General features: G+C 67.4%; 21 protein-coding genes and 1 tRNA gene. 15 read left to right on the top strand and 7 right to left on the bottom strand.

Going from position 1 to position 21,217, the window contains the following annotated elements; genetic code table 11:
* Positions 1-38 precede the first annotated feature (38 nt).
* The 4 genes from ASD37_RS29085 (at position 39) to ASD37_RS29070 (ending at position 3,100) form a co-directional block, all read left to right on the top strand.
* Positions 39-112 (top strand) — tRNA-Phe (locus ASD37_RS29085).
* Between the two features lie 113 nt (positions 113-225).
* Entirely contained in the window at positions 226-1,299 is a 1,074-nt protein-coding gene (locus tag ASD37_RS29080; protein ID WP_056560172.1) for a sensor domain-containing diguanylate cyclase, read from the top strand.
* 11 nt (positions 1,300-1,310) lie between these two features.
* Positions 1,311-2,165: an NmrA/HSCARG family protein gene (locus ASD37_RS29075; RefSeq protein WP_056560170.1), complete on the top strand. Its 855-nt coding sequence runs from the start codon at positions 1,311-1,313 to the stop codon at positions 2,163-2,165.
* A complete protein-coding gene (locus ASD37_RS29070) occupies positions 2,162-3,100 on the top strand; it encodes a glyoxalase (RefSeq protein WP_200960025.1) in 939 nt (312 codons plus the stop codon). Before ASD37_RS29075 ends, ASD37_RS29070 begins: the two co-directional genes overlap by 4 nt.
* Before the next feature lie 23 nt (positions 3,101-3,123).
* Here ASD37_RS29070 and ASD37_RS29065 read toward each other — a convergent pair whose 3' ends face one another.
* Complete coding sequence (locus ASD37_RS29065) at positions 3,124-4,491, bottom strand: sugar transferase (protein ID WP_235568591.1); 1,368 nt, start codon at positions 4,489-4,491, stop codon at positions 3,124-3,126.
* A gap of 160 nt (positions 4,492-4,651) precedes the next feature.
* Positions 4,652-5,290: a GAF domain-containing protein gene (locus ASD37_RS29060; RefSeq protein WP_156721172.1), complete on the bottom strand. Its 639-nt coding sequence runs from the start codon at positions 5,288-5,290 to the stop codon at positions 4,652-4,654.
* A gap of 102 nt (positions 5,291-5,392) precedes the next feature.
* Here ASD37_RS29060 and ASD37_RS29055 point away from each other — a divergent pair, with 102 nt between their 5' ends.
* Positions 5,393-5,992: a TetR/AcrR family transcriptional regulator gene (locus tag ASD37_RS29055; RefSeq protein ID WP_056560164.1), complete on the top strand. Its 600-nt coding sequence runs from the start codon at positions 5,393-5,395 to the stop codon at positions 5,990-5,992.
* A gap of 57 nt (positions 5,993-6,049) precedes the next feature.
* Positions 6,050-7,612: an NAD(P)/FAD-dependent oxidoreductase gene (locus tag ASD37_RS29050; RefSeq protein ID WP_056560163.1), complete on the top strand. Its 1,563-nt coding sequence runs from the start codon at positions 6,050-6,052 to the stop codon at positions 7,610-7,612.
* On the opposite strand, the gene ASD37_RS32075 is transcribed toward ASD37_RS29050, so the two are convergent.
* The 4 genes from ASD37_RS32075 to zwf are packed head-to-tail and all read right to left on the bottom strand — an operon-like array spanning position 7,609 to position 10,547.
* On the bottom strand, positions 7,609-7,755 hold the full coding sequence (locus ASD37_RS32075) for a hypothetical protein (protein ID WP_185934876.1): 147 nt from the start codon (positions 7,753-7,755) through the stop codon (positions 7,609-7,611). The genes ASD37_RS29050 and ASD37_RS32075 overlap by 4 nt on opposite strands.
* Positions 7,752-8,696, bottom strand: a complete 945-nt coding sequence (locus tag ASD37_RS29045; RefSeq protein WP_056560162.1) for a cation diffusion facilitator family transporter — start codon at positions 8,694-8,696, stop codon at positions 7,752-7,754. The genes ASD37_RS32075 and ASD37_RS29045 overlap by 4 nt, the downstream gene beginning before the upstream one ends.
* A 6-nt stretch (positions 8,697-8,702) precedes the next feature.
* Positions 8,703-9,056 (bottom strand): UBP-type zinc finger domain-containing protein, encoded by a 354-nt coding sequence (locus ASD37_RS29040; protein ID WP_056560161.1) that lies wholly within the window; start codon positions 9,054-9,056, stop codon positions 8,703-8,705.
* Positions 9,057-9,065: 9 nt separating this feature from the next.
* The gene (gene zwf, locus ASD37_RS29035; protein ID WP_156721179.1) at positions 9,066-10,547 is read right to left on the bottom strand and encodes a glucose-6-phosphate dehydrogenase; all 1,482 of its coding nucleotides are present in this window, start codon (positions 10,545-10,547) and stop codon (positions 9,066-9,068) included.
* A gap of 85 nt (positions 10,548-10,632) precedes the next feature.
* On the opposite strand from zwf, the gene ASD37_RS29030 reads away from it, so the two are divergent.
* The 5 genes from ASD37_RS29030 to ASD37_RS29010 are packed head-to-tail and all read left to right on the top strand — an operon-like array spanning position 10,633 to position 15,830.
* Positions 10,633-11,073: an SRPBCC family protein gene (locus ASD37_RS29030; protein WP_056560151.1), complete on the top strand. Its 441-nt coding sequence runs from the start codon at positions 10,633-10,635 to the stop codon at positions 11,071-11,073.
* Positions 11,070-12,149, top strand: a complete 1,080-nt coding sequence (locus tag ASD37_RS29025; RefSeq protein ID WP_056560149.1) for a CaiB/BaiF CoA-transferase family protein — start codon at positions 11,070-11,072, stop codon at positions 12,147-12,149. The genes ASD37_RS29030 and ASD37_RS29025 overlap by 4 nt, the downstream gene beginning before the upstream one ends.
* Before the next feature lie 47 nt (positions 12,150-12,196).
* Positions 12,197-13,111: an LLM class F420-dependent oxidoreductase gene (locus ASD37_RS29020; protein ID WP_056560775.1), complete on the top strand. Its 915-nt coding sequence runs from the start codon at positions 12,197-12,199 to the stop codon at positions 13,109-13,111.
* 23 nt (positions 13,112-13,134) lie between these two features.
* A complete protein-coding gene (locus ASD37_RS29015) occupies positions 13,135-13,821 on the top strand; it encodes an ATP-binding cassette domain-containing protein (protein WP_056560147.1) in 687 nt (228 codons plus the stop codon).
* 2 nt (positions 13,822-13,823) lie between these two features.
* Positions 13,824-15,830 carry a YhgE/Pip domain-containing protein gene (locus ASD37_RS29010; RefSeq protein WP_056560773.1) on the top strand — a complete coding sequence of 669 codons (2,007 nt, stop codon included), beginning with the start codon at positions 13,824-13,826 and terminating at the stop codon, positions 15,828-15,830.
* Here ASD37_RS29010 and ASD37_RS29005 read toward each other — a convergent pair whose 3' ends face one another.
* Positions 15,831-17,030, bottom strand: coding sequence for a pyridoxal phosphate-dependent aminotransferase (locus ASD37_RS29005; protein ID WP_056560141.1), 1,200 nt, complete (start codon positions 17,028-17,030; stop codon positions 15,831-15,833). It lies immediately after the preceding gene.
* 77 nt (positions 17,031-17,107) lie between these two features.
* Here ASD37_RS29005 and ASD37_RS29000 point away from each other — a divergent pair, with 77 nt between their 5' ends.
* The 4 genes from ASD37_RS29000 (at position 17,108) to ASD37_RS28985 (ending at position 21,216) form a co-directional block, all read left to right on the top strand.
* The gene (locus tag ASD37_RS29000; RefSeq protein WP_056560139.1) at positions 17,108-17,851 is read left to right on the top strand and encodes an SDR family NAD(P)-dependent oxidoreductase; all 744 of its coding nucleotides are present in this window, start codon (positions 17,108-17,110) and stop codon (positions 17,849-17,851) included.
* A 38-nt stretch (positions 17,852-17,889) separates the two neighbouring features.
* The gene (locus ASD37_RS28995; protein ID WP_162253326.1) at positions 17,890-18,720 is read left to right on the top strand and encodes a helix-turn-helix transcriptional regulator; all 831 of its coding nucleotides are present in this window, start codon (positions 17,890-17,892) and stop codon (positions 18,718-18,720) included.
* Complete coding sequence (locus tag ASD37_RS28990; RefSeq protein ID WP_056560135.1) at positions 18,717-19,820, top strand: alkene reductase; 1,104 nt, start codon at positions 18,717-18,719, stop codon at positions 19,818-19,820. The genes ASD37_RS28995 and ASD37_RS28990 overlap by 4 nt, the downstream gene beginning before the upstream one ends.
* 184 nt (positions 19,821-20,004) lie before the next feature.
* Entirely contained in the window at positions 20,005-21,216 is a 1,212-nt protein-coding gene (locus ASD37_RS28985; protein ID WP_056560133.1) for an acetyl-CoA C-acetyltransferase, read from the top strand.
* Position 21,217 lies beyond the last annotated feature (1 nt).

Below are 21,217 nucleotides of genomic sequence, written 5' to 3'. Positions count from 1 at the left end.
CGAGGCACGATTTCGGTTCTGTTCTGCCGGTGCCGCCCGGCCAGGTAGCTCAGTTGGTACGAGCGTCCGCCTGAAAAGCGGAAGGTCGCCGGTTCGATCCCGGCCCTGGCCACTTCATTACCACCCACTTCGCTGTGCCGTCCGCCTCGGGCGCAGACTCTTCAAGTACGCTTCCGCTGATTTTGATTCGTCCCACCGCGGCGATCTGGCCAGACGGAGGTAGGCATGGCCGGCCCGCTCACGTCGTCGGACCCCTCGAGCGTCGACTACGTCCAGGGCATGGAACGGCTGCTGACGGCAGTCCAAGAGCTCTCGCTCGCGCAGGAGTTGGCCGACGTGCAACGCATCGTGCGCACCGCGGCGCGTGAAATCCTCGGGTGTGACGGCGCCACCTTCGTGTTGCGCGACCAGGACACGTGTTTCTACGCCGACGAAGACGCCGTCGCTCGGCTGTGGAAGGGCAGCAGGTTCCCGATGGAATCCTGTATCGGTGGGTGGGCCATGCTGCATCGGCAGGCGGTGGTGATCCCCGACGTCTACCAAGACGACCGGATCCCCCACGACGCCTACCGCACGACGTTCGTCAAGAGTCTGGTGATGGTCCCGATCCGTCGCATGGAACCGGTCGGAGCGATCGGCGCCTACTGGGCGCACGAGCGGACGCCGTCGGCCGACGAGGTGTCGCTACTCCAAGGCCTGGCGGATTCGACCTCGGTCGCTATGGCGCATGTCCAGACGATCTCCGAATTGGAGCAGCGGGTACGTGACCGCACGGCTGAGCTCAGTCAGGCCAACGACGAGATCCGTCGGCTGTCGTTGACCGACGAGTTGACCGGGTTGCACAACCTGCGGGGTTTCAACGTTCTCGGGCAGGCCGCTCTGAGCGCCGCCCGCGACCTCGGCCGGGAGTGCGTGTTGGCGTTCCTCGACGTGGACGGGCTCAAGCGGGTGAACGACGACGAAGGGCACGACGCCGGCGATGCGCTGATCGCCGACGTTGCCCGAACGCTTCGATCGGTTCTCGGCCCCGACGACGTGCTGGCACGCACCGGTGGTGACGAGTTCTGCGTCCTCGTCACCGGGACGCACGAGGGTTCGAACCTGCTCAAGGCGCGGTTGTTGGAGTCCTTCCTCGCGCTCAACGAGGCATCGGATCGCGGGTATGACCTGTCGGTCAGCGCCGGACTCGTGCACGTCGCCGCGGACGACACCAAGACGCTCCAACAGTTGGTCACCGAGGCCGACGACTTGATGTACGCCGACAAGAAGGCCAAGCCGCACCCGCGGAACGCGGTCTGAGGACAGGAGCGATGACGATGCAGGGACGGTTCGCCGTACTCGGGGCCACGGGCGCGCAGGGCGGCGCCGTGGTGACCGCATTGTTGGAACGTGGTGCGCACGTGCGGGGCATCACTCGGCGGACGGACTCGCCGTCGGCCCGACGCCTCCTCGACGCCGGGGCCGAGGTGGTGGCCGCCGATCTCTCCGACGAGGCGTCGGTGGCGGCAGCCTTCGCCGGGGTGGACGGTGCCTACGCGTTGACCACGCCGTTCGAGGAGGGCCCGGCAGCGGAGGTGGCCCAGGGCGCGACGATTATCGCTGCGGCGCTCGCCGCTGGGGTCCCGCATCTGGTGTTCTCGTCGGTCGCCGACGCCGACCAACACACGGGCATCCCGCACTTCGACAGCAAGTTCGCGGTCGAGCAGTCACTCGCCGAGTCCGGGCTGTCGTACACCATCGTGGGGCCGACCTACTTCTACGACAACATGCTCGGCGGCATCGACGACATCAGGGCCGGGGTCTTCGAGCTTCCACTCCCGGCCGACGCCGCGTTGCAGCAGTTGTCCCGGCGCGATCTCGGGCGCTTCGTCGTCACCGTGCTGGCCGACCCCGCGCCGTTCCGCGGTGCTCGCGTCGACATTGCCTCGGACAACCCGACCCCGCGGGACATGGCTGCGGTGCTGACCGCCGCGGTCGGGTCGCCGGTGAAGCTGGTGACCCGCGACCCCGACGAGATCGGTTCGGCGGACATGCGGGCGATGTTCGGCTTCCTGGCTCGCGGTGGCTACACGGTCGACATCGCCGAGTTGCACGCCCGGTACCCGGACGTCGGGTGGCAATCGTTCCAGGAGTGGGTGGCCACCGATCTGCTCCCCGGGTTGTGACGACGTCGCACCGGGTGCGGCGAGCGCTCGCCTCGTCGGTGTCCGTCGTGGCGCTGCTCGCTGCGGGATGTGGCGGCTCGACGACCAGCACGCCGTCCTCCGAGCCGGCCGGGGTTGACGCCAAGCCGACGTCGGAAGCCGTTGGACCGCAATATGGTTCGGTGCACGTGTACGTCGACCCGAGCCGATTCGACGACTTCGTCCGCAGTTGGGTGGCAACGTTCGGCGGGACCGCCAAGCCGGCAGGAATCGTCGACGTCACCCCGACGAAGAGCCAAACCCGATCCCAGCTCGTGCTCTCGCCCGTTGGGACGCTGTCGGTCTTCGGATTCCTCACGCCTGCGCCGTTCCCGTTCGGGTCCGAACGCACGGGGTGGCTCCTTCGGGACTTCGACGCGGGCATTCAGCAGGCGCGCGTCAGTGGTGCCGTGCTTCAGGTCGCTCCCTTCGACGACCCGATCGGGCGCGACGCCGTCGTCACCTTCCCGGGTGGGGTGAACACGCAGCTGTACTGGCACACCTCGGTGCCCAATTATCCTGCACTGCAGACGGTCCCGGACAACCGCGTCTACCTGTCGCCCGACGCGGTCGACGCGTTCCTGAAGTCCTACCTGACCTTTTCGGCCGGCACTCTCATCGCCGACGACCCGTCGGCCGACGGGGCCTTGATTGGCAAGCCGGGCAGCACCTTTCGTCAGATTCGCCTCAGCTCCGGGTTTGGCAACACCCTGGTGTCGGTGACGGACGGGCATTTGCCCTACCCCTACGGTCGGGAAGTGGCCGGCTACGCCGTCGACGACGTCGCAGCGACCGTCACGAAGGCGACCGCCGCGGGTGCTGAGGTGTTGGTGGTGCCCCGCGACATCGGGGGCGCGACGAGTGCCGTGCTGCAGTTTCCGGGTGGCTACGTCGCCGAGGTGCACCAGGCCGGCTGAGCGGTGGTGCGTCGCCGTCCTGCTCACTCTGCCCGGTGCATCACGGCCAGCACGGTGAGCAACAGGATCTTCATGTCGAGCGACCACGACCAGTTCTCGATGTAGTAGTTGTCCCACTCGGCACGGTCGGCGATCGAGGTCTGGCCGCGCAGCCCGTGGACCTGTGCCCAGCCGGTCACCCCGGCCTTGACCCGATGCCTCTCGCCGTAGCGGCGAATCTGCGCGTCGAACAGTGCGACGAACTCGGGCCGCTCGGGCCGCGGGCCCACCAAGCTCATGTCGCCCTTGATGACGTTGAGCAATTGGGGTAGTTCGTCCAACGACGTCCGGCGCATGATCTTGCCGATCGTGGTGCGGCGGTCCACGCCTTCGACGCCGCCTGGCGCACAGCCGGATGCGACTTCGAAGTCGGCGTCCGAGGCCAGCGGTGCACGCATCGACCGGAACTTCAGGCAATCGAACACCTGACCGTCGCGTCCCACCCGAGCTTGCCGGAAGAAGATCGGTCCAGGCGAACTGACCCGCACCAGCAGCATCAACGCCAGGAACATCGGTGAGATCAACAGCAGCCCAAGGCTGGTGAATACTCGATCGCCGACGTGTTTTACCAGCGAGAATTGCCAGCCCTGGGGATTGGTGTGGGGCACGGCGAGCAGCGGAAGGCCGCCGACGTGGTCGACCCTGACGTTCTCTCCAATCGAGTCGAACATCCTTGGCACCACCCACACTCGGAGTCCGTGCCGGTGCGCGATGCGGACCACGGGGGTGAGCATTTCGTCTTGGGTGAGGGAGAAGGCGAGGACGATGCCCTCGGCGCCGCTCTCACGTATCACCCGGTCGGCGTCGTCGGGTGTGCCGAGGTACGGAATCGGTGCCGTGTCGCCGCCGGGAGTCATTCCGGCCCATGGGGGTTCGGCGTCCAGCAGCCCGATGACCGAAAGCCCATGCTGCGGGCTGGAGCGCAGTCGTTCGACGATCTGATACGCGACGCGGCCGTTGCCGACGACGATGACCGGAGACAGAAGGAGCTTGCGTCGCCGCAGGCTCCGTTGGAGCGTCGCCCGGATCAGTCTGCACAGCAGCATCAGCGTCAACGCGCACACCCAGATCTTGGTGACCATGCCGCCGATGTGCCCGGGCGCGCTGGCGAACTCCATCAGGGTGAGCAACGAGATCGCCGCGAGTGCCGTGGCGGCCAGCACGGGTCCGATTTCGTCGAGAAATCGGCGATTCAGCTTCCGAGAGTAGGTTTTTCGGAAGGCCAGGGTGCCGATCGCCAGCGGCGCGTAGAGGGCGCACCACCACAACGGGGGGCTGGTGGGTTCGGTCTCTAGCCCCCACCACGCACCCAGTACCACTCCCACCGAGCCAGAAAGCAGGTCGATGGACACCGTGATGATCGTGCTTAGCGGATTGACCCGCGCCCATTCGTCGAGCGTCCGTCGACGTCCTCGGCCTTGGCGCGTCGCGGTTGTCCGCGACGCATTGCGGCCGTGCAGTGTGATGATTGGTCCCCCCTGGGGTTTCACGTCCGCGACTGGCGACAAGGCTTCATGCGCCGAGGATCTTCGCGTGTGCGGCTGCCGAAAGATCCTCGAGGATCTGAACCTGCCCACTCGTCCACACCCGCGGGCGGCTGTCCCACACACTCAACGTCCCCACCGCGTTGCCGCCAACGTCGTACAACGGGAAGGCCGCGTAAGCACGAATGACTCCGCTGAGCGCATAGGGGTGGTCGGCCAACATCGCGTGTTTGGTGATGTCGTCGATGATCAGCGGTCGACTGCTGGCCACCGCGTACTTGCCGATCGACTCGTCCAGTGGATGGGTTCTTCCGGCGGTGGCGTTGACGTGGTTGCTTCCCAGGCAGACCTGACGGTCTTCGGCGATGATCCACAGCGCGGCGTACTGGATGCCCAAGGCCTCGGCGGTGAGCTCCGCGAACTGGTCGAGGGCAAGCCGTGGAACACCGTCCAACAATCCGGTGTCATGCAGCGCGGTCAGTCGATCGGCGTCGCTGAGGATGATTTTGAGTAGCCGAGCCACCCCGCCATGGTCTCTGGCGATTTGGCTCATCAGTTCGCGGACCGTGGGATTGACCGAGACGGTTCCCTCGATCAATCGCCGGGCGGTCTCGCGGTCGACGTTGCGACCGTCGCCGGTATCCGCCTCCGGTATCGGGTCACTCACCAGCTGAGGATAGGCGTGTCCGGCGCCGTTCGTGGTCGCCGCAGCAAAAATTGACACTGACGAATGGCGGTCGTCGGTTGGCGGCCGAGGTAACTTACCCAAATGGTTCGACCTGCGCAGACCGCCCGCAGTGAACGCACCCGCGACGCACTCCGCCAAGCCGCGCTGGTCAGGTTCCTGGCGCAGGGTGTGGAGGACACCTCCGCCGAGCAGATCGCCGCGGACGCCGGAGTCTCGCTGCGCACCTTCTATCGACACTTCGCCTCCAAACACGACCTGCTCTTCGCCGACTACGACGCCGGGCTCGCGTGGTTTCGGACGGCATTGGCGAGTCGCGGAGCGGGCGAATCACTGGTCGACGCCGTGCATTCCGCGGTGATGGCGGCGCCGTACGACACCGCGGCGGTACCGAAGATCGCCGAGTTGCGGACCCGCGAGCTCGACCCGGTGCGCATCGTGCGGCACATCCGTCAGGTCGAGGCCGACTTCGCCGAGGCGGTCGAGGAGTACCTGGCGCGCGACGACCCGCCTGCGCCAGGTACCGACGACCGGTTGCGCGTGACCGTGACGGCTCGGTGCATCGCCGCAGCGGTGTTCGGGGCGATGGAGGTCTGGATGCTGAGCGACGACCGGTCGTTGCCGGAGCTGGCGCGGCTGTGCCGCACGGCGCTCGAGACGGTGGTAGCGGGCATCGGCGACTAACGATGACGAAGTTTTGTCATAATTGACAAAACTTTGGGGTCGTGCCAACCTCGGACGATGGCGCAGTTCGACGCGGTGGTCATCGGTGCGGGTCACAACGGACTGGCCGCGGCTGCCGTCCTGCAGAAGTCCGGCGTGCGAACGCTGTGTCTGGATTCAAAGCTGTACGCCGGCGGAATGGCTTCCACCGTAGAGCTTTTCGACGGCTACCGATTCGAGATCGCCGGCTCGCTGCAGTTCCCCACGTCGGCGAAGGTCAGCGAGGAACTCGGCCTCGCCGAGTTGCCTTCCGTCGACCTCGACGTCATGTCGGTGTCGCTACGGGGCATCGGTGACGAGCCCGTCGTCTCTTACACCGATCCGATGAAGCTGCTGACCCACCTCAACGACGTGCACGGCGCCGAGGCGGTCAACGGCATGGCGGGCCTGATGGCGTGGAGCCAGGCCCCGACGCGTGCGCTCGGACGGTTCGAGGCAGGCGTTCCGCCGAAGACAATCGACGAGATGTTCGCCTGTGGCAGAAACGAATTCGAGCGCTCCGCAATCTCGGACATGCTGTTCGGTTCGGTCGTCGACGTGCTGGATCGCTATCTTCCCGACGCGGAGAAGCACGGCGCCCTCCGTGGAATGCTGTCCTTCCTCGCCGTCAACACCACCTACCGCGGGCCCGCCGTTCCCGGCAGTGCAGCGGCCCTGGCGTTCGGGTTGGCCATGCCCGACGAGAACGCCACGCTCATGAAGAAGTTTCGCGGCGGAATCGGCACTCTGACAGCACATCTCGTCGAGACCCTGCAACGCCACGGCGGCGAGCTCCGGCTGCGCAGCAAGGTCGAGGAAATCCTGGTCGTCGACGCCCACGTGGTCGGCGTCCGCCTCGAGGACGGCTCGACGATCGACGCGTCCATCGTCGTGTCCGGCGTCGCACCCGACCGCACGGTCACCAAGATGATCGACGCGAGCCTGGTGCCGTCCGACGTCAGAGATCGCTTCAGCCGCGTCGACCACCGCGGAAGCTATCTGCAGATGCACTTCGCGCTCGACGGCATGCCCACCTTCGCCGCGCCGTACGAAGCTCTCAACGACCCCGAGATGCAGTCGGCGATCGGACTTTTCAGCACTCCCGAGGAGCTGCAGCGGCAATGGGAAGACAGCCGCCGCGGCATCGTTCCCGAAGACCCGGCCGTTGCCATGCAATTCCCGTCGGTTCACGACGACGGCCTGGCTCCCGAAGGCAAGCACGCGATGTCGGCGTTCTCGATGTGGTTTCCGCTCACCTATGAACACGCGTCCTACGGCGACCTCAAGGCGGAGATGGGCCGTCGAGTCGTCGAGAAGATCAACCGCGTCGCACCCGACTTCGAGTCGAAGATCATCCGGCACACCACGTTCACGCCACGCCACATGGGCACCATGTTCGGGGCGCCGGGAGGGGACTACTGCCACGGCTTGATTCATCCCGAGCAGATGGGGCCGAACCGTCCCGGGCCACGCGGTTTCGCCGACGATCCCCTCCCGATCGAGGGGCTGTACCTCGGAAGCGCCGGGTGCCACGGCGGGCCGGGCATCACGTTCATCCCCGGTTACAACGCCGCCGTACAGGCTCTGGCCGACGCGCGCTAGTCGTCAGCGGGACCGGTGGGGGTGGCACCACCCTCGTCGGACCAGTCCGACCGATCCTCTGCACCCTTCGCGGGATCGCTCTGGACGTCTTCGGCGCCTTTCGGGCCGTTGTCCGAATCGCTGGTCTTGGGCTCTGTGTTCACTCCGGCCGGATACCCGCGTCGTCGGGCTCGGAAACGGTCAGCACTGCTTCCACCACGTAAGGCACGTCGTCTTCGAACCGATGCTCGAGCTCGCGCAACGTGCGTGCGATCGACGACTCGACCTCGTCGCCAACCAGGTCGACGCTCGCGATGACGAAAATCTGCTTGGGGCCGATGAATTCGGGACGCAGGAACCGTACCGAGGCCACCTCGGGGAAGCTGGCCAGCTTGTCGCGCAGCGCCTGCTGCAGTCGCGGTGGCCCGGGCTCGCCGGTCAGGAACACCCGATTGCGGTTGATCAGGATCACCGCCACCACGCCAAGCACGCCGCCGACCAGGATCGAGCCGATCGCGTCCCACACGACGTCGCCGGTGACTTGGTGCAGGAGGATGCCCAGGAATGCGATGACGATGCCGACCAGGGCGGCGCTGTCCTCGGCGAAGACGGCCCGCACCGTGGGATCCGACGTCTCGAAGGCGTACTCAAGCACGTCGCTCTCGTATGTCCTTGCGTCCCTTCGCAGTTGCCGCAGCGACTGCAACAACGACGTGCCCTCCAACACGAACGCGACCGCCAGCACCAGATAGGCCAGCCGATAGTCCTCGGGGGCGTCGTCGCCGTGCAGGAGCTCGGTGACTCCCCGCCAGATCGACACCGCTGCTCCGACGACGAACAGGCCGACTGCGGCGAGCAGGGACCACACGTAGGCCTCGCGCCCGTACCCGAGCGGTCGTCGGTCGTCGCGTTCGTGGACACTGCGTCGGTTGGCGACGAGGAGGAATATCTCGTTGCCGGTGTCGGCCCACGAGTGTGCGGCTTCCGCCGTCATCGACGCCGAACCGGACACCACCGCGGCGAAGGACTTCGCCAGGGCGACCACGAGGTTCGCGCCGAATGCGACGAGGACGGTGAGGGTGCTGTCGCCTCCGGCCTTCACCACCGGAGGTCAGTCACCTCGGCGTTGCAGCTGCGCCATCCAGTCCTTGGGGACGCGCTCCCCAGGGCCGGGCACGGTCTGGTCGAGCGGATGGCATTCCGGCGGAGCGAGTTCCGGCCCGTCGTAGTACTCGTTGGTGTCGTAGTTCCAGAACCAGTCCTCGCCCGGCTCGAAGGACCGGATGATCGGATGCCCTGCCTCGCGCCAGTGCGCCGACGCATGCCGGGCCAGCGAGTCGTCACAGCACCCGATGTGTCCGCATGCGGTGCAACGGCGCAGATGTACCCACCAGCCGTCGTCCGCCGTGCATTCGACGCACCCCGTGCCGCTGGGAGGGATCGTGGGATTCACCGCATCCGTCATGACCAGAGCCTACTTCTTTTCGCGCCACGCACGTTCGAAAGGTAGCCGCCACGCGTTGGGTGCGATGAGCTGGTGAATGGCGTTCGGCCCCCAGGTGCCCGGCGGATACGACTTGACCGGCGGGGGATCCTGAAGCAGTTGTTCTGAACGCTCCCATAGGGATTCGATGCCCTCGGCCGTGGTGAACAACGTGTGGTCACCGCGCATCGCGTCCAAGATCAGGCGCTCGTATGCCTCGAGGACGTCACCGAGTTGCTCGGTCTCCTGGGTGGAGAACTGCATCGACATCTTGTCGAGCTTCATGCCGGGACCCGGCCGCTTGCCGTAGAACGACAGCGACACCTTCGACGCGTCGGCGAGGTCGAACGTCAGGTGGTCGGGCCCCTGAGAGCCCACACCGGACCCGGCAGGGAACATGGTCCGCGGCGCCTCCTTGAAGGCGATCGAGATGATCCGCATGCCCTCGGCCATCTTCTTTCCCGTGCGCAGATAGATCGGAACCCCTGCCCACCGCCAGTTGTCGATGCCGACCTTGAGCGCGATGAACGTCTCGGTGTCGGAATCCCTTGCCACGCCCGACTCGGCGCGGTAGCCGGTGTACTGCCCGCGAACCACCTCGTTGGTTTGGATCGGCAGCATCGACCGGAAGACCTTGTTCTTCTCCTCGCTGATGGCGCGGGGTTCCAGAGCGGTCGGCGGCTCCATCACCACGAAGGCCATCACCTGCAGCAGGTGCGTCACCACCATGTCCTTGTAGGCGCCCGTGCTCTCGTAGAAGTTGGCCCGCTGATCGAGGCCAAGGGTTTCGGGAATGTCGATCTGAATGTGGTCGATGAAGTTGCGGTTCCAGATCGGCTCGAACAGGCCGTTGGCGAAGCGGAACGCCAGAATGTTCTGGGCTGCTTCCTTGCCGAGGAAGTGGTCGATGCGGAAGATCTGCCGTTCGCGGAACGTCTCGTGCACGAAGTCGTTCAGTTCGATGGCGCTGGCCAGGTCGGTACCGAACGGCTTCTCCATCACCACCCGTGACCGGTCGACCAGGTCGGCTTCCTTGAGCATCGTGATGACGGCACGCGCGGCCTTCGGCGGGACCGAAAGATAGTGCAGGCGGCGGGTTTCCGGCCCAAGCTCCGCTTCGGCGGCGGCGACGGCCGCGGCCAGCGCTTCGGGGCCGGCGCCCTGCGGAACGTAGGTGATGCGGCTGGCGAAGTGCTCCCACTGTTCCTGGGTGAGCGGGTGGGTGCCGAACGCGTCGACGGCTTCCTTGGTCAGCGCGCGGAACTGGTCGTCGGTCAGATCCTCCAGTGACGTCCCTACCACCCGGATCTTCGGGGCCAACGAGGACTGCACCAGATACGCCATGCCGGGCAGCAGTTTGCGCTTGGCCAGGTCTCCGGTGGCGCCGAACAAGACGATGACGTGCGGCAGGAGCGCATCCTCGTCGCGACGGTTCGGGCGCGCGCCCGCGGCCGGGTAGGCGATGGTCTGCATGGTGTCTGGTGTCTTGGTGGCCACGGCGACGATGTTTCCACCCATACGTGAACGGCGCAGGACACTGCTGGTTAAGGTCGCGGGCATGACAACCAGTGATTCGCGCGAAGTGGTCATCGAAGCAACCCCCGGGGAGATCTTGGACGTCATCGCCGACGTCGAGTCGACGCCCACGTGGTCGCCGCAGTACCAGATGGCCGTGATCCTCGAGAGCTACCCGGACGGGCGGCCCAAGCAGGTCGAGATGACGGTGAAGGCCGCTGGCCTGACCGACAAGCAGGTCATCGAGTACACCTGGACCGACAGCAGCGTGACGTGGACCCTGGTGTCGTCGAGCCAGCTCAAGGCGCAGGACGCCGGCTACACGCTGACGCCCGAGGGTGAGAAGACCCGGGTGACGTTCGACATGGCGATCGACCTGTCCATCCCGATGCCGGGCTTCCTGCTCAAGCGCACTCTGAAGGGCGGGATGGAGACCGCGACGGACGGCTTGCGCAAACAGGTCCTCAAGGTCAAGAAGGGGTGACCGCCGGACCGCTGGCCGGGGTGCGGGTGATCGAGCTCGGCGGCATCGGTCCCGGCCCGCACACGGGAATGATGTTGGCCGACATGGGCGCCGACGTCGTCAGGGTGCGGCGTCCGAGCGGTGGACTGGCGATGCCGACGGAGGGTGCCGACCTGCTGCACCGCGGCAAGCGCATCGTCGACCTCGACGTGAAGAACGAGCGCAGCCGTCTTCTCGACCTGGTCGCCAAGGCCGACGTCGTGGTGGACTGCTTTCGGCCCGGCACCTGCGAACGACTCGGCATCGGTCCCGACGACTGTGCGGCGGTCAACCCCCGACTGATCTTCGTACGCATCACCGGCTGGGGTCAGGACGGACCGCTGGCGACGACCGCGGGACACGACATCAACTACCTGTCGCAGACCGGAGCGCTCAGCGCCATCGGGTACCGCGACCGACCCCCGGTGGCGCCGCTGAACCTGGTCGCAGACTTCGGCGGCGGGTCGATGTTCGCACTCGTCGGCATCGTCAGCACACTCTACGAGCGGGAGCGGTCCGGCAAGGGCCAGGTGGTCGACGCCGCCATGGTCGACGGGGTCAGCGTGCTCGCTCAGATGATGTGGACGATGAAGGCGGCCGGCTCGCTGAAGGACGAGCGGGAGTCGTTCCTTCTCGACGGCGGGGCACCGTTCTACCGGGTCTACGAGACCTCCGACGGCAAGCACGTGGCCGTCGGCTCGATCGAGCCGCAGTTCTTCGCGCAGCTGCTGGCGGGCCTGGGGTTCGAGGCCGACGAGGTGCCTGCCCAATCCGACCGCGCCGGCTACGACCGGATGCGCGCGATGTTCACCGAGCGGTTCGCCTCCCGGACCCGAGACGAGTGGATCGCCGTCTTCGCCGGCACCGACGCCTGCGTGACACCGGTGCTGACCTGGGCCGAAGCGTCCGTCGACCGGCATCTGGTGGCGCGGTCGACGATCGTCACGGCCGACGGCGTCGAGCAGGCCGCCCCCGCGCCGCGGTTCTCCCGCACACCCTCCGGCCCGGTGGGGACGCCCCCGCAGACCACCACGGCGCTCGACGACCTCGGTTGGTGAGCTGAGCGAAGGGAATGCGCGCGGTCCGGCAGGGGGTTGTCCCGAACATGCCCACCGGAGTAGTCATCAATCCCAGCGCCACCGCCACCAATGTCGTCGACGACGTCGTCGGCCAAGCCCGTCGCGCCTTCCAGATCGGCGTCCGCCAGATCTGGCTGTCGCAGCGCTTCGACTACGACGCGATCTCCCTCGCCGGCCACGTCGGCGCCGCGGTGCCCGGACTCGGGGTCGGCACCTTCGTGGTCCCCGTCAACCCGCGTCACCCGCTGATCGTCGCGATGCTGGCGCAGACCGCGCAGGCGGCGTCGCACGGCAACTTCAGCCTCGGTCTCGGGCTCGGCGCCAAGGCAGTCGAGCAGCAGGCGTTCGGCACGGCGTGGTCCAACCCGGCGGGCCGGCTCCGCGAGCACCTGCAGGTGTTGCAGTCGATCTTCACCACCGGCACCGTGGACTTTCACGGCGAGGAGTTGACCGCCGCACCCGAGTGGCCGGTCGCAACTCCCGGCGGTGCGCCGGTGCCGCTGTACGTTGCGGCCATGGGCCCCAAAGCACTTCGGGTCACCGGCGAGTTGGCCGACGGCACGCTGCCCTACCTGGCGGGGCCGCGAACCCTGTCCGAGTTCATCGTGCCCACCATCTCCGAGGCGGCGACGGCGGCGGGCCGTCCCGCGCCGAAGATCATCGCCGCCGTTCCGGTGGTGGTGACCGACGACGCCGACGCTGCCTACGAGCTGGCGGTTACCGAACTCGCGTTCTACGAGTCGATCCCGTCGTATGCCAGGGTGATCGAGCGGGAAGGAGTGTCCCGTGCGGCAGACGTCGCGGCCGTCGGGGCCCCGACGGCGGTGCGCACACAACTGCACCGCTACCTCGACGCGGGCGCCACCGATCTGGTGCTCAGCCCGCTGCGTTCGGACTCCGCTGATTCCGAACGCCTCTGGGAACTCGCTGCGTCGATCTGAGCTGGGCGTGTTTGGATGACACGGTGGTTGAGCCCGACACCGTCGACGAACAGCCGCCAGCGATCGTGGCGAAGGCCATCTCGGTGGCCGGTCCGTGGGGCCCGGTCTACGGCCCGGTCACGCTCGAGATCCCGCGGGGTGGGGTCACCGTGCTGCTGGCACCCCCTGGGGCAGGGCGAACCGCCCTGCTGATGACCCTTGCCGGTCGAATGAAGCCGATGGGCGGGTCGCTGGAGGTGTTGGGGGAAGCCAACGTGCACAACATCTTCCGCGACAGCGTGCTGGCCGGGGTCGAGGAGCTCGACGCGGTGTACGAGTCGGTCACCGTCCGCGACCTCCTCACCGAGAAGTTGCGTTGGGACGCGCCGTGGTACCGGCGGGTGCGACGGGCCGACGACGCGGACCTGGCCCGCGTGTGCGCTCCCGTGTTCGGTGCGCTGCCACTGCCCGAGTTGCGTTCCTACGTCGACGAACTCACGGAATTGCAGGCGCTGCTGCTGCGCGTCGCGTTGGCCAACACGACCGCGCCGCCGCTGGTGGTGGTGGGTGCCCTCGACCAGGTGGCCGAGGACGAGAGTCGAATGGAGTTGGTGCGCCGCCTCGTCGACGTCGGCGAACGGCAGACCGTCGTCACGGCCTCCGCCAATCCCGTGCCCGACGGGTTGGGCGTTCGCCTCCAACTACCGCTGGCTCAGAAGGATGGAGTGTGACGATGCTTGCCGGACTGTCTCTGGGCACCGACCTCAAGCGTTACTCCCGCGGTGTGATGCCGCGGGTGGCGTTGGTGACGATCATCCTGCTGCCGCTGCTGTACGGCGCGATGTACCTGTGGGCGTTCTGGAATCCGTTCAACGCGGTCGACAAGGTTCCCGTCGCGTTGGTGAACACCGACCGCGGGTCCGTTGTTCAGGGCCAGGAACTGCACGCAGGCGACCAGGTAACCGACGCGTTGCTGAAGTCCGGTCAGCTCGATCTGCATCTGATGTCGGCGGAGGGCGCAGCCAAGGCCGTCGCGGACGGCACGTCCTACTTCTCGATCACCCTGCCCGAGGACTTCAGCGAGGCGATCGCGTCGGCAGCGACCCCCAACCCGCGCCAGGCCGAGTTGCAGTTCGACTTCAACGACGCGAACAACTACCTCGCCTCGGTGATCGGGCAGAACGCGTCGCGCGAGATCCTCAACCAGGTGAGCGCCCGGATCGGTGAGCAGGTGGTCGGCAAGGTGCTGATCGGTCTGACCGACGCCGGGGACGGCATCAAGAAGGCGGCCAACGGCGCCGACCAGCTGTCCGCCGGGCTGACCAGCGCCGACGACGGGGCGCACCAATTGGCTACGGGGGCAAACACACTCGCCAACGGGCTGACGACCGCGCGCACCGGTTCGGCCGCGCTCGCGGCGGGAGCACACCAGCTTTCGACGGGCATCGGGCAGGCCACCACACCTCTGATCGACACCCTGGACAGGGTGCAGCGGCTCGGGCTGAATCCCGACGACGTCTCCGCCTTGGCCGCACAGATCAGCGGGGGCGTCGCCACGGCCAGTGATCGCATCGCCGCGATGAACGTGGACCACCAGTTGGCGGCCGGGATCGTCGACCAAGTGATCGGCGGATTGCAATCCAACCCGGACCCGTCGGCGCGCGGCCTCGGCGAGGTGCTGGGCGGAGCGCAGAAACTGCTGAACTCCCAGGGGCTCGACCCGACGACGGACGACGGCCTGCTCAAGCTGCGCGACGGAGCCCAACGACTGCAGGACGAGTTCGGTGATCCGCACAGCCAGGCCCGGCAGCTGCTCACCCAGACGCTGAACGGCCAGCTGAAGTCCGACGTGATCCGGCTGCGCGACGGAGCGGCCCAACTCGACAGCGGCGCGGCGAAGCTCGACGCCGGGTTGGTGAAATTGGCCGCCGGCGGAGGCCAATTGGCCAGCGGTGCCAATCAATTGGCGGCGGGTATCAGCAAGCTGAGCGACGGTTCCCGGCAGCTCGCCGACGGGCTCGACAAGGGTGCCGCACAGGTGCCGACGTGGAGTCCTCGGCAACGCGATGCCGTCGCCCGCACGGTGGCGAGCCCCGTGGGAGTGCAGCAGCACGTCGCCAACGAGGCGCCCACCTTCGGCACCGGATTCGCGCCGTTCTTCCTGCCCCTGGCGCTGTTCATCGGTGCGCTCATCGTCTGGATGTTGTTGACGCCGTTGCAGGCTCGACCGATCGTCGCCGGGCTCGGCTCCCTGCGCGTGGTGCTGGCGTCCTACTGGCCGGCGCTCGCGGTCGTGGCGTGCCAGGTCGCGATCATGTATGCCGTCGTTCACGTCGGGGTGGGCCTGCACGCCAAGTACGCGCCCGCCACCGTCGCGTTCCTGTTCCTCGTCGCCGCGACCTTCCTGGCGATGATCCAGGCGTTCAACGCGGTGTTCGGGGTGGCGGTCGGCAGGGTCGTCACGCTGGCGTTCCTGATGTTCCAGCTGGTGTCATCGGGCGGCATCTACCCGGTGGAGACCACCGCCAAGCCGTTCCAGATCATCCACCCGTTCGATCCGATGACATACGCGGTCAACGGGTTACGGGAGCTGACGGTCGGCGGCGTCGAATCCCGGCTGTGGATCTCCATCGTCGTGCTCGTCGGCGTCCTCGCCGCGTCGTTGACCGCGAGCGCGCTGGCGGCCAGGCGCAACCGGCAATACACCATGGAGCGGCTGCATCCGCCCATCGAGGTGTGATCAGGACTTGAGGACCTGAAGCCGCCGGATGGCTTCCTCCATGGTGTCGTCGCGCTTGCAGAAGGCGAAACGCACCAAGTGGTTCCACTGGCCGATGTGGTCGGAGTGGGGGTCGCAGAACGCCGACATCGGGATGGCCGCGACACCGGCCCGTTCGGGCAGTTCGGCGCAGAACGTGGTGCTGTCGGTGTAGCCGAGTGGGCGCGGGTCGGCGCAGAGGAAATAGGTGCCGAAGCTGTCCAGGACGTCGAAGCCGATGTCGGACAGCGCACCCGAGAGCCGAGTCCGCTTGGCCTGGAAGGACTCTCGCAACGAATTGCTCCAGTCGTCCTCGAGGTCCAGGGCCTGGGCCACGGCGGGCTGGAAGGGCGCGCCGCCGACGTAGGTGAGGTACTGCTTGGCGGCGCGGACTCCGGCGATGAGGTCCGCGGGCCCACATGCCCAGCCGATCTTCCAGCCGGTGACGTTGAACATCTTCGCCGCACTCGAGATGGTGATCGTGCGTTCGGCCATGCCCGGATAGCCGGCCAGCGGCAGATGCCGGTGACCGTCGAAGACCAGCTGCTCGTAGACCTCGTCGGTGATGACCAACAGATCGTGCTCCACCGCGAGCTTGGCGATCGCCGAGAGTTCCGCGTCGGTCGCGACCATGCCGGTCGGGTTGTGCGGCGAGTTCACGATCAGCGCCCGCGTGCGCGGCGTGACGGCGGCACGCAGCGCGTCCACGTCGATCGCGAAACCCCGGCCGTCGGTGACCAGCGGGACGGCCACCCGGTGGCAGCCGGCCATGGCGATGACGGGGGAGTACGAGTCGTAGAAGGGCTCGATCAGCAGCACCTCGGAGCCGGGCTCCACCAGGCCGATGACCGACGCCGCGATGGCCTCGGTGGCGCCGGTGGTGACGAGCACCTCGGTGTCGGGGTCGTAGGTGATGCCGTAGTGACGGTGCCGCTGAGCCGCGATCGCCTGCCGCAGCGCCGGGATCCCTGGCCCGGGCGGATATTGGTTGACGCCCTCGGCGATCGCGTTCTCGGCCGTCTTGAGCATCGCGGCCGGGCCGTCCTCGTCGGGAAACCCCTGCCCCAGGTTCACCGCGCCGAGGCGGGATGCGAGCGCGGACATCTCGGCGAAGATGGTCACGGCGTAGGGCTGGAGTCTGGCGACCGGAGCCGGGCGGCCGGCGGCATGTGGCACGGTCATGGGCGTCGATCCTATTCCCTCCTGGGTGGTACAGCTTCTGTCTCCCTGTGCAGGCCCGGCCGCACTGCAATGTAGGCATGACCACAGACGACAACACCCCCATCGTTCTCGTTACCGGCGGCAACGCCGGTATCGGTTTCCACGTGACACGGCAACTCGCCCTCGCCGGTGCCCACGTATTGCTCGGCTCCCGTAACCCTGCACGTGGGTCGGCCGCCGCCGCTGAACTCGCCGCGCAGGGGCTCGAGGTGGAACCGGTCACCCTCGACGTCACCGACGACACCACGATCGCCGCGGTGGCCGACCATCTTGCCGACACCTACGGGCGGTTGGACGTGCTGATCAACAACGCCGCCATCGTCGGTGACGCGCTGCCAGCCTCCGAGGTGAGTCGGCAGGTGATGGTCGCGACGTTCGACACCAACGTCGCCGGTGTCACAGCGCTCACCAATGCGGTGCTGCCGTTGTTGCGGGCCTCCGCGCAGCCGCGAATATTGAACGTGTCGAGCGAACTAGGGTCGACGCGCCTGGTCAGCGACCCGGACTGGGTCCATTCGTCAGTTGCCGTGGCCGCCTATCAAGCATCCAAGAGTGCGCTTGACATGTTGACCGTGCTGTACGCGAAAGAGCTTGCGCCAGAGCGAATCTCCGTCCTCTCGGTGAGCCCGGGCTACCGGGCGACTGGCCTGAATCAAGGCCGACCGTCACCGGGCGCTGGCGACCCCGCCGACGGCGCGGCCGGTATCGTCGCGCTCGCACTTGCCGTCGACGCGCCCACCGGACAGTTCTTCAGCGACGCGGGCGAGGTGGTTCCCTGGTGATGGCGGCGCCTTCGAGCGGGCCATGTCACCATCGAGGGATGGACGGGCAGGCGGCAGGCAGGTTCCTACGGGCGGTCCGAGAGAGTCGTGATCCTGCCGAGTTCGGGCTCAGCGTGCATGGTCGCCGCACCACGGGGCTCCGTCGTTCCGAGGTGGCCGAGCTGGCGCATATCTCGGTCGAGCACTACACCAACCTGGAGCGTGCCCGCGGGGGCGGCGCGTCCGAGAAGGTGGTCACCGCGATCGCCGAGGCGCTGCGACTGGACGCCGACGAGCGTCGACACCTCTTCCAGCTGGTCGGCCGCTCGGTTCCCTGGGGGACCGAGCCCAGCGTCGAGGTCACCCCCAGCGTCGGGAAGCTGGTGCAGGGGCTCGGCAGCACGGCCGCCATCGTGCTGAGTGCCCGCTACGACATCCTGGCGTGGAACGCCGAGGCCGTGACCCTGATGGAGGACTTCGGCGCATTGCCTCCGCGGGAGCGCAACATGGCGCGACGGCACTTCCTCGGTGGCTCCGAGGTGACCCCGCACTACGGAATGAGCGATGCCGAGGAGTTCTCACGGACGGTGGCGGGCCAGCTTCGTGCCACCGCGGTGCGCTACCCCCGCGATCGGCAGACGCGAGAGCTGATCGTCGACCTGTTGGCCGGGAGCCCCGAGTTCGCCGCACTCTGGGATGACGCGACGGTTGTCACGGGGACGCACATGATCAAGCGGCTCAATCATCCCGAACTCGGCTTTCTGACTTTGGCTTGCGACGTGCTCCTTGACCCGCACCGAGATCAGAACATCGTGATGTTCTCGGTCGTCTCGGCTGACCGTCACTCGTCGGGAATGAATGGCACTGCCGCGACGCTGACCGCCACATGACCTACGCGCTCCCGGCCGACGCCGCATTGCTGCAACCCGTCCGGATCGGCTACACCGACCTGCGCAACCGGCTGTTCATGGCGCCGCTCACCCGGTCCCGGGCGCAGGCCGACGGAACCCCGTCGGAGCTGGCCGCGAAGTACTACTCCCAGCGCGCGGCGGCAGGGCTCATCATCTCCGAGGCCACCGCGGTGTCGGCCGCCGCCAACGGTGCCTACCTGAACACGCCTGGCATCTACACCGAGCGGCACGAGTCGAAGTGGGCGGAGATCGCGGACGAGGTCCACGAAGCCGGCGGCCAGATGTTCGTCCAGCTGTGGCACGTCGGGCGGATGGGGCACCCGGACATCAGCGGCGTGCACCCCGTCGCGCCGTCGGCCATCGCCGCCGACCTGACCACTCACACCCCGACGGGCAAGCAGCCCCTTCCGGTGCCGCGCGCCCTGCGGACCGAGGAGATCGCACCCATCGTCGACGACTTCAGGGTGGCTGCCCGCCGGGCCGTCGACGCCGGGATGGACGGCGTCGAGATCCACGGGGCCAACGGCTACCTCCTGCACGAGTTCCTCTCCGACGTGACCAACCGGCGCACCGACCGTTACGGCGGCTCGGCCGAGAACCGCGCCCGGCTGGCTGCCGAGATCGTCGAGGCCGTCGCCGCCGAGATCGGCGCCGACCGGGTCGGGCTGCGCATCTCGCCGGGGAACGGTGCCGGTGACATGCGCGAGGTCGACGAGGTGGCCGCGTACGAGGCGCTGATCACGCGGCTCGCGCCACTGGACATCGCGTACCTCCACGTCCTCATCGATCCGGACGTGCCCGCCTTCGGAGCGCTGCGCGGGCTGTGGGCCGGTCCGTTGGTGCTCAACACCGGCCGCGAGGTCGACACCCGGTTCTGCCAGCTCGAGGAGCTCGCCGAATGGGGTGTCATCAGTGCCGCCGCAGTCGGGCGGGCCTTCCTCGCCAACCCCGATCTGATCGACCGGCTGGTGCTTGGCGCCGAGCTGAACGAACCCGACGTCGCGACGTTCTATGCGCCGGGACCGGCTGGGTACGTGGACTATCCGACCCTGGCCGAGGCGGAACTGAAGAACGCCTGACCTCCTGCGTCCAACGTGACGCCACTGCGAAGAATCCTCGGATATCTCGCCGTGGCGTCACGTTCGGCGTCGGGCGGAGGGTCGCTCCGCCGGGAACCTCCCAACCAGCCGGTTGGGAGAGACTGTTATCCTCGGCATTCTTGGACCACTTGGGCCTCCCCGAGCCAAAGAAGAGGAATTGACCATGTCCGAAGAAGCCTTCATCTACGAGGCGATCCGCACGCCGCGTGGCAAACAACGCAACGGCGCTCTCAACGAAGTCAAGCCGGTCAACCTCGTCGTCGGTCTGATCGACGAGCTGCGCACCCGCCACCCCGATCTCGACGAAAGCCTGATCAGCGACCTGATCCTGGGTGTCGTCTCGCCCGTCGGCGACCAGGGCGGCGACATCGCCCGCACCGCGGCGCTGGTGGCCAAGCTGCCCGAGACCACCGGCGGATTCCAGCTCAACCGTTTCTGCGCCTCAGGCCTCGAGGCCGTCAACACCGCCGCACAGAAGGTGCGCTCCGGCTGGGACGACCTGGTGCTCGCCGGCGGCGTCGAGTCCATGAGCCGCGTCCCCATGGGCTCCGACGGCGGAGCCTGGGCCAGTGACCCGGAGACCAACTACCGCATCGGCTTCGTGCCGCAGGGCATCGGCGCCGACCTGATCGCCACCATCGAGGGCTTCTCCCGCGAGGACGTCGACGCCTACGCGGTGCGTTCGCAGGAGAAGGCCGCCGCGGCATGGTCGGGCGGCTACTTCGCCAAGTCCGTCGTCCCGGTCAAGGACCAGAATGGTCTGGTCATCCTCGACCACGACGAGCACATGCGACCGAGCACCACGCTGGAGAGCCTCGGCAAGCTGAAGTCCGCCTTCGAGGGCCTCGGCGCCATGGGTGGCTTCGACGACGTCGCGCTGCAGAAGTACCACTACGTCGAGAAGATCAACCACGTCCACACCGGTGGCAACAGCTCCGGCATCGTCGACGGCGCCGCCCTCGTGCTGGTCGGATCAGAGAAGGCCGGACAGTCGCAGGGCCTCACCCCGCGCGCCCGCATCGTGGCCACCGCCACCAGCGGCGCCGATCCCGTCATCATGCTGACCGGTCCGACGCCTGCCACCCGCAAGGTGCTCGACCGCGCCGGCCTGTCGACCGAGGACATCGACCTCTTCGAGCTGAACGAGGCGTTCGCCTCGGTGGTGCTGAAGTTCCAGAAGGACCTCAACATCCCCGACGAGAAGCTCAACGTCAACGGTGGCGCCATCGCGATGGGCCACCCGCTGGGCGCCACCGGCGCCATGATCACCGGAACCATGGTCGACGAGCTCGAGCGCCGCGGCCTCAAGCGCGCGCTCATCACGCTGTGCATCGGCGGCGGCATGGGTGTCGCGACCATCATCGAGAGGGTGTAAG

The organism is Mycobacterium sp. Root135, assembly GCF_001426545.1.
Lineage (GTDB): Bacteria > Actinomycetota > Actinomycetes > Mycobacteriales > Mycobacteriaceae > Mycobacterium.
The sequence above is the reverse complement of the archived record's forward strand: the minus strand, read 5'-3'. Positions and strand labels throughout refer to the sequence as shown.

Bases quoted from the DNA above. Each gene is read 5' to 3' on its own strand.
- ASD37_RS29080 (WP_056560172.1), top strand. From the start codon at position 226: ATGGCCGGCCCGCTCACGTCGTCGGACCCCTCGAGCGTCGACTACGTC.
- ASD37_RS29075 (WP_056560170.1), top strand. From the start codon at position 1,311: ATGACGATGCAGGGACGGTTCGCCGTACTCGGGGCCACGGGCGCGCAG.
- ASD37_RS29055 (WP_056560164.1), top strand. From the start codon at position 5,393: ATGGTTCGACCTGCGCAGACCGCCCGCAGTGAACGCACCCGCGACGCA.
- ASD37_RS29050 (WP_056560163.1), top strand. From the start codon at position 6,050: ATGGCGCAGTTCGACGCGGTGGTCATCGGTGCGGGTCACAACGGACTG.
- ASD37_RS29040 (WP_056560161.1), bottom strand. From the start codon at position 9,056: ATGACGGATGCGGTGAATCCCACGATCCCTCCCAGCGGCACGGGGTGC.
- zwf (WP_156721179.1), bottom strand. From the start codon at position 10,547: ATGCAGACCATCGCCTACCCGGCCGCGGGCGCGCGCCCGAACCGTCGC.
- ASD37_RS29030 (WP_056560151.1), top strand. From the start codon at position 10,633: ATGACAACCAGTGATTCGCGCGAAGTGGTCATCGAAGCAACCCCCGGG.
- ASD37_RS29020 (WP_056560775.1), top strand. From the start codon at position 12,197: ATGCCCACCGGAGTAGTCATCAATCCCAGCGCCACCGCCACCAATGTC.
- ASD37_RS29010 (WP_056560773.1), top strand. From the start codon at position 13,824: ATGCTTGCCGGACTGTCTCTGGGCACCGACCTCAAGCGTTACTCCCGC.
- ASD37_RS29005 (WP_056560141.1), bottom strand. From the start codon at position 17,030: ATGACCGTGCCACATGCCGCCGGCCGCCCGGCTCCGGTCGCCAGACTC.
- ASD37_RS29000 (WP_056560139.1), top strand. From the start codon at position 17,108: ATGACCACAGACGACAACACCCCCATCGTTCTCGTTACCGGCGGCAAC.
- ASD37_RS28995 (WP_162253326.1), top strand. From the start codon at position 17,890: ATGGACGGGCAGGCGGCAGGCAGGTTCCTACGGGCGGTCCGAGAGAGT.
- ASD37_RS28990 (WP_056560135.1), top strand. From the start codon at position 18,717: ATGACCTACGCGCTCCCGGCCGACGCCGCATTGCTGCAACCCGTCCGG.
- ASD37_RS28985 (WP_056560133.1), top strand. From the start codon at position 20,005: ATGTCCGAAGAAGCCTTCATCTACGAGGCGATCCGCACGCCGCGTGGC.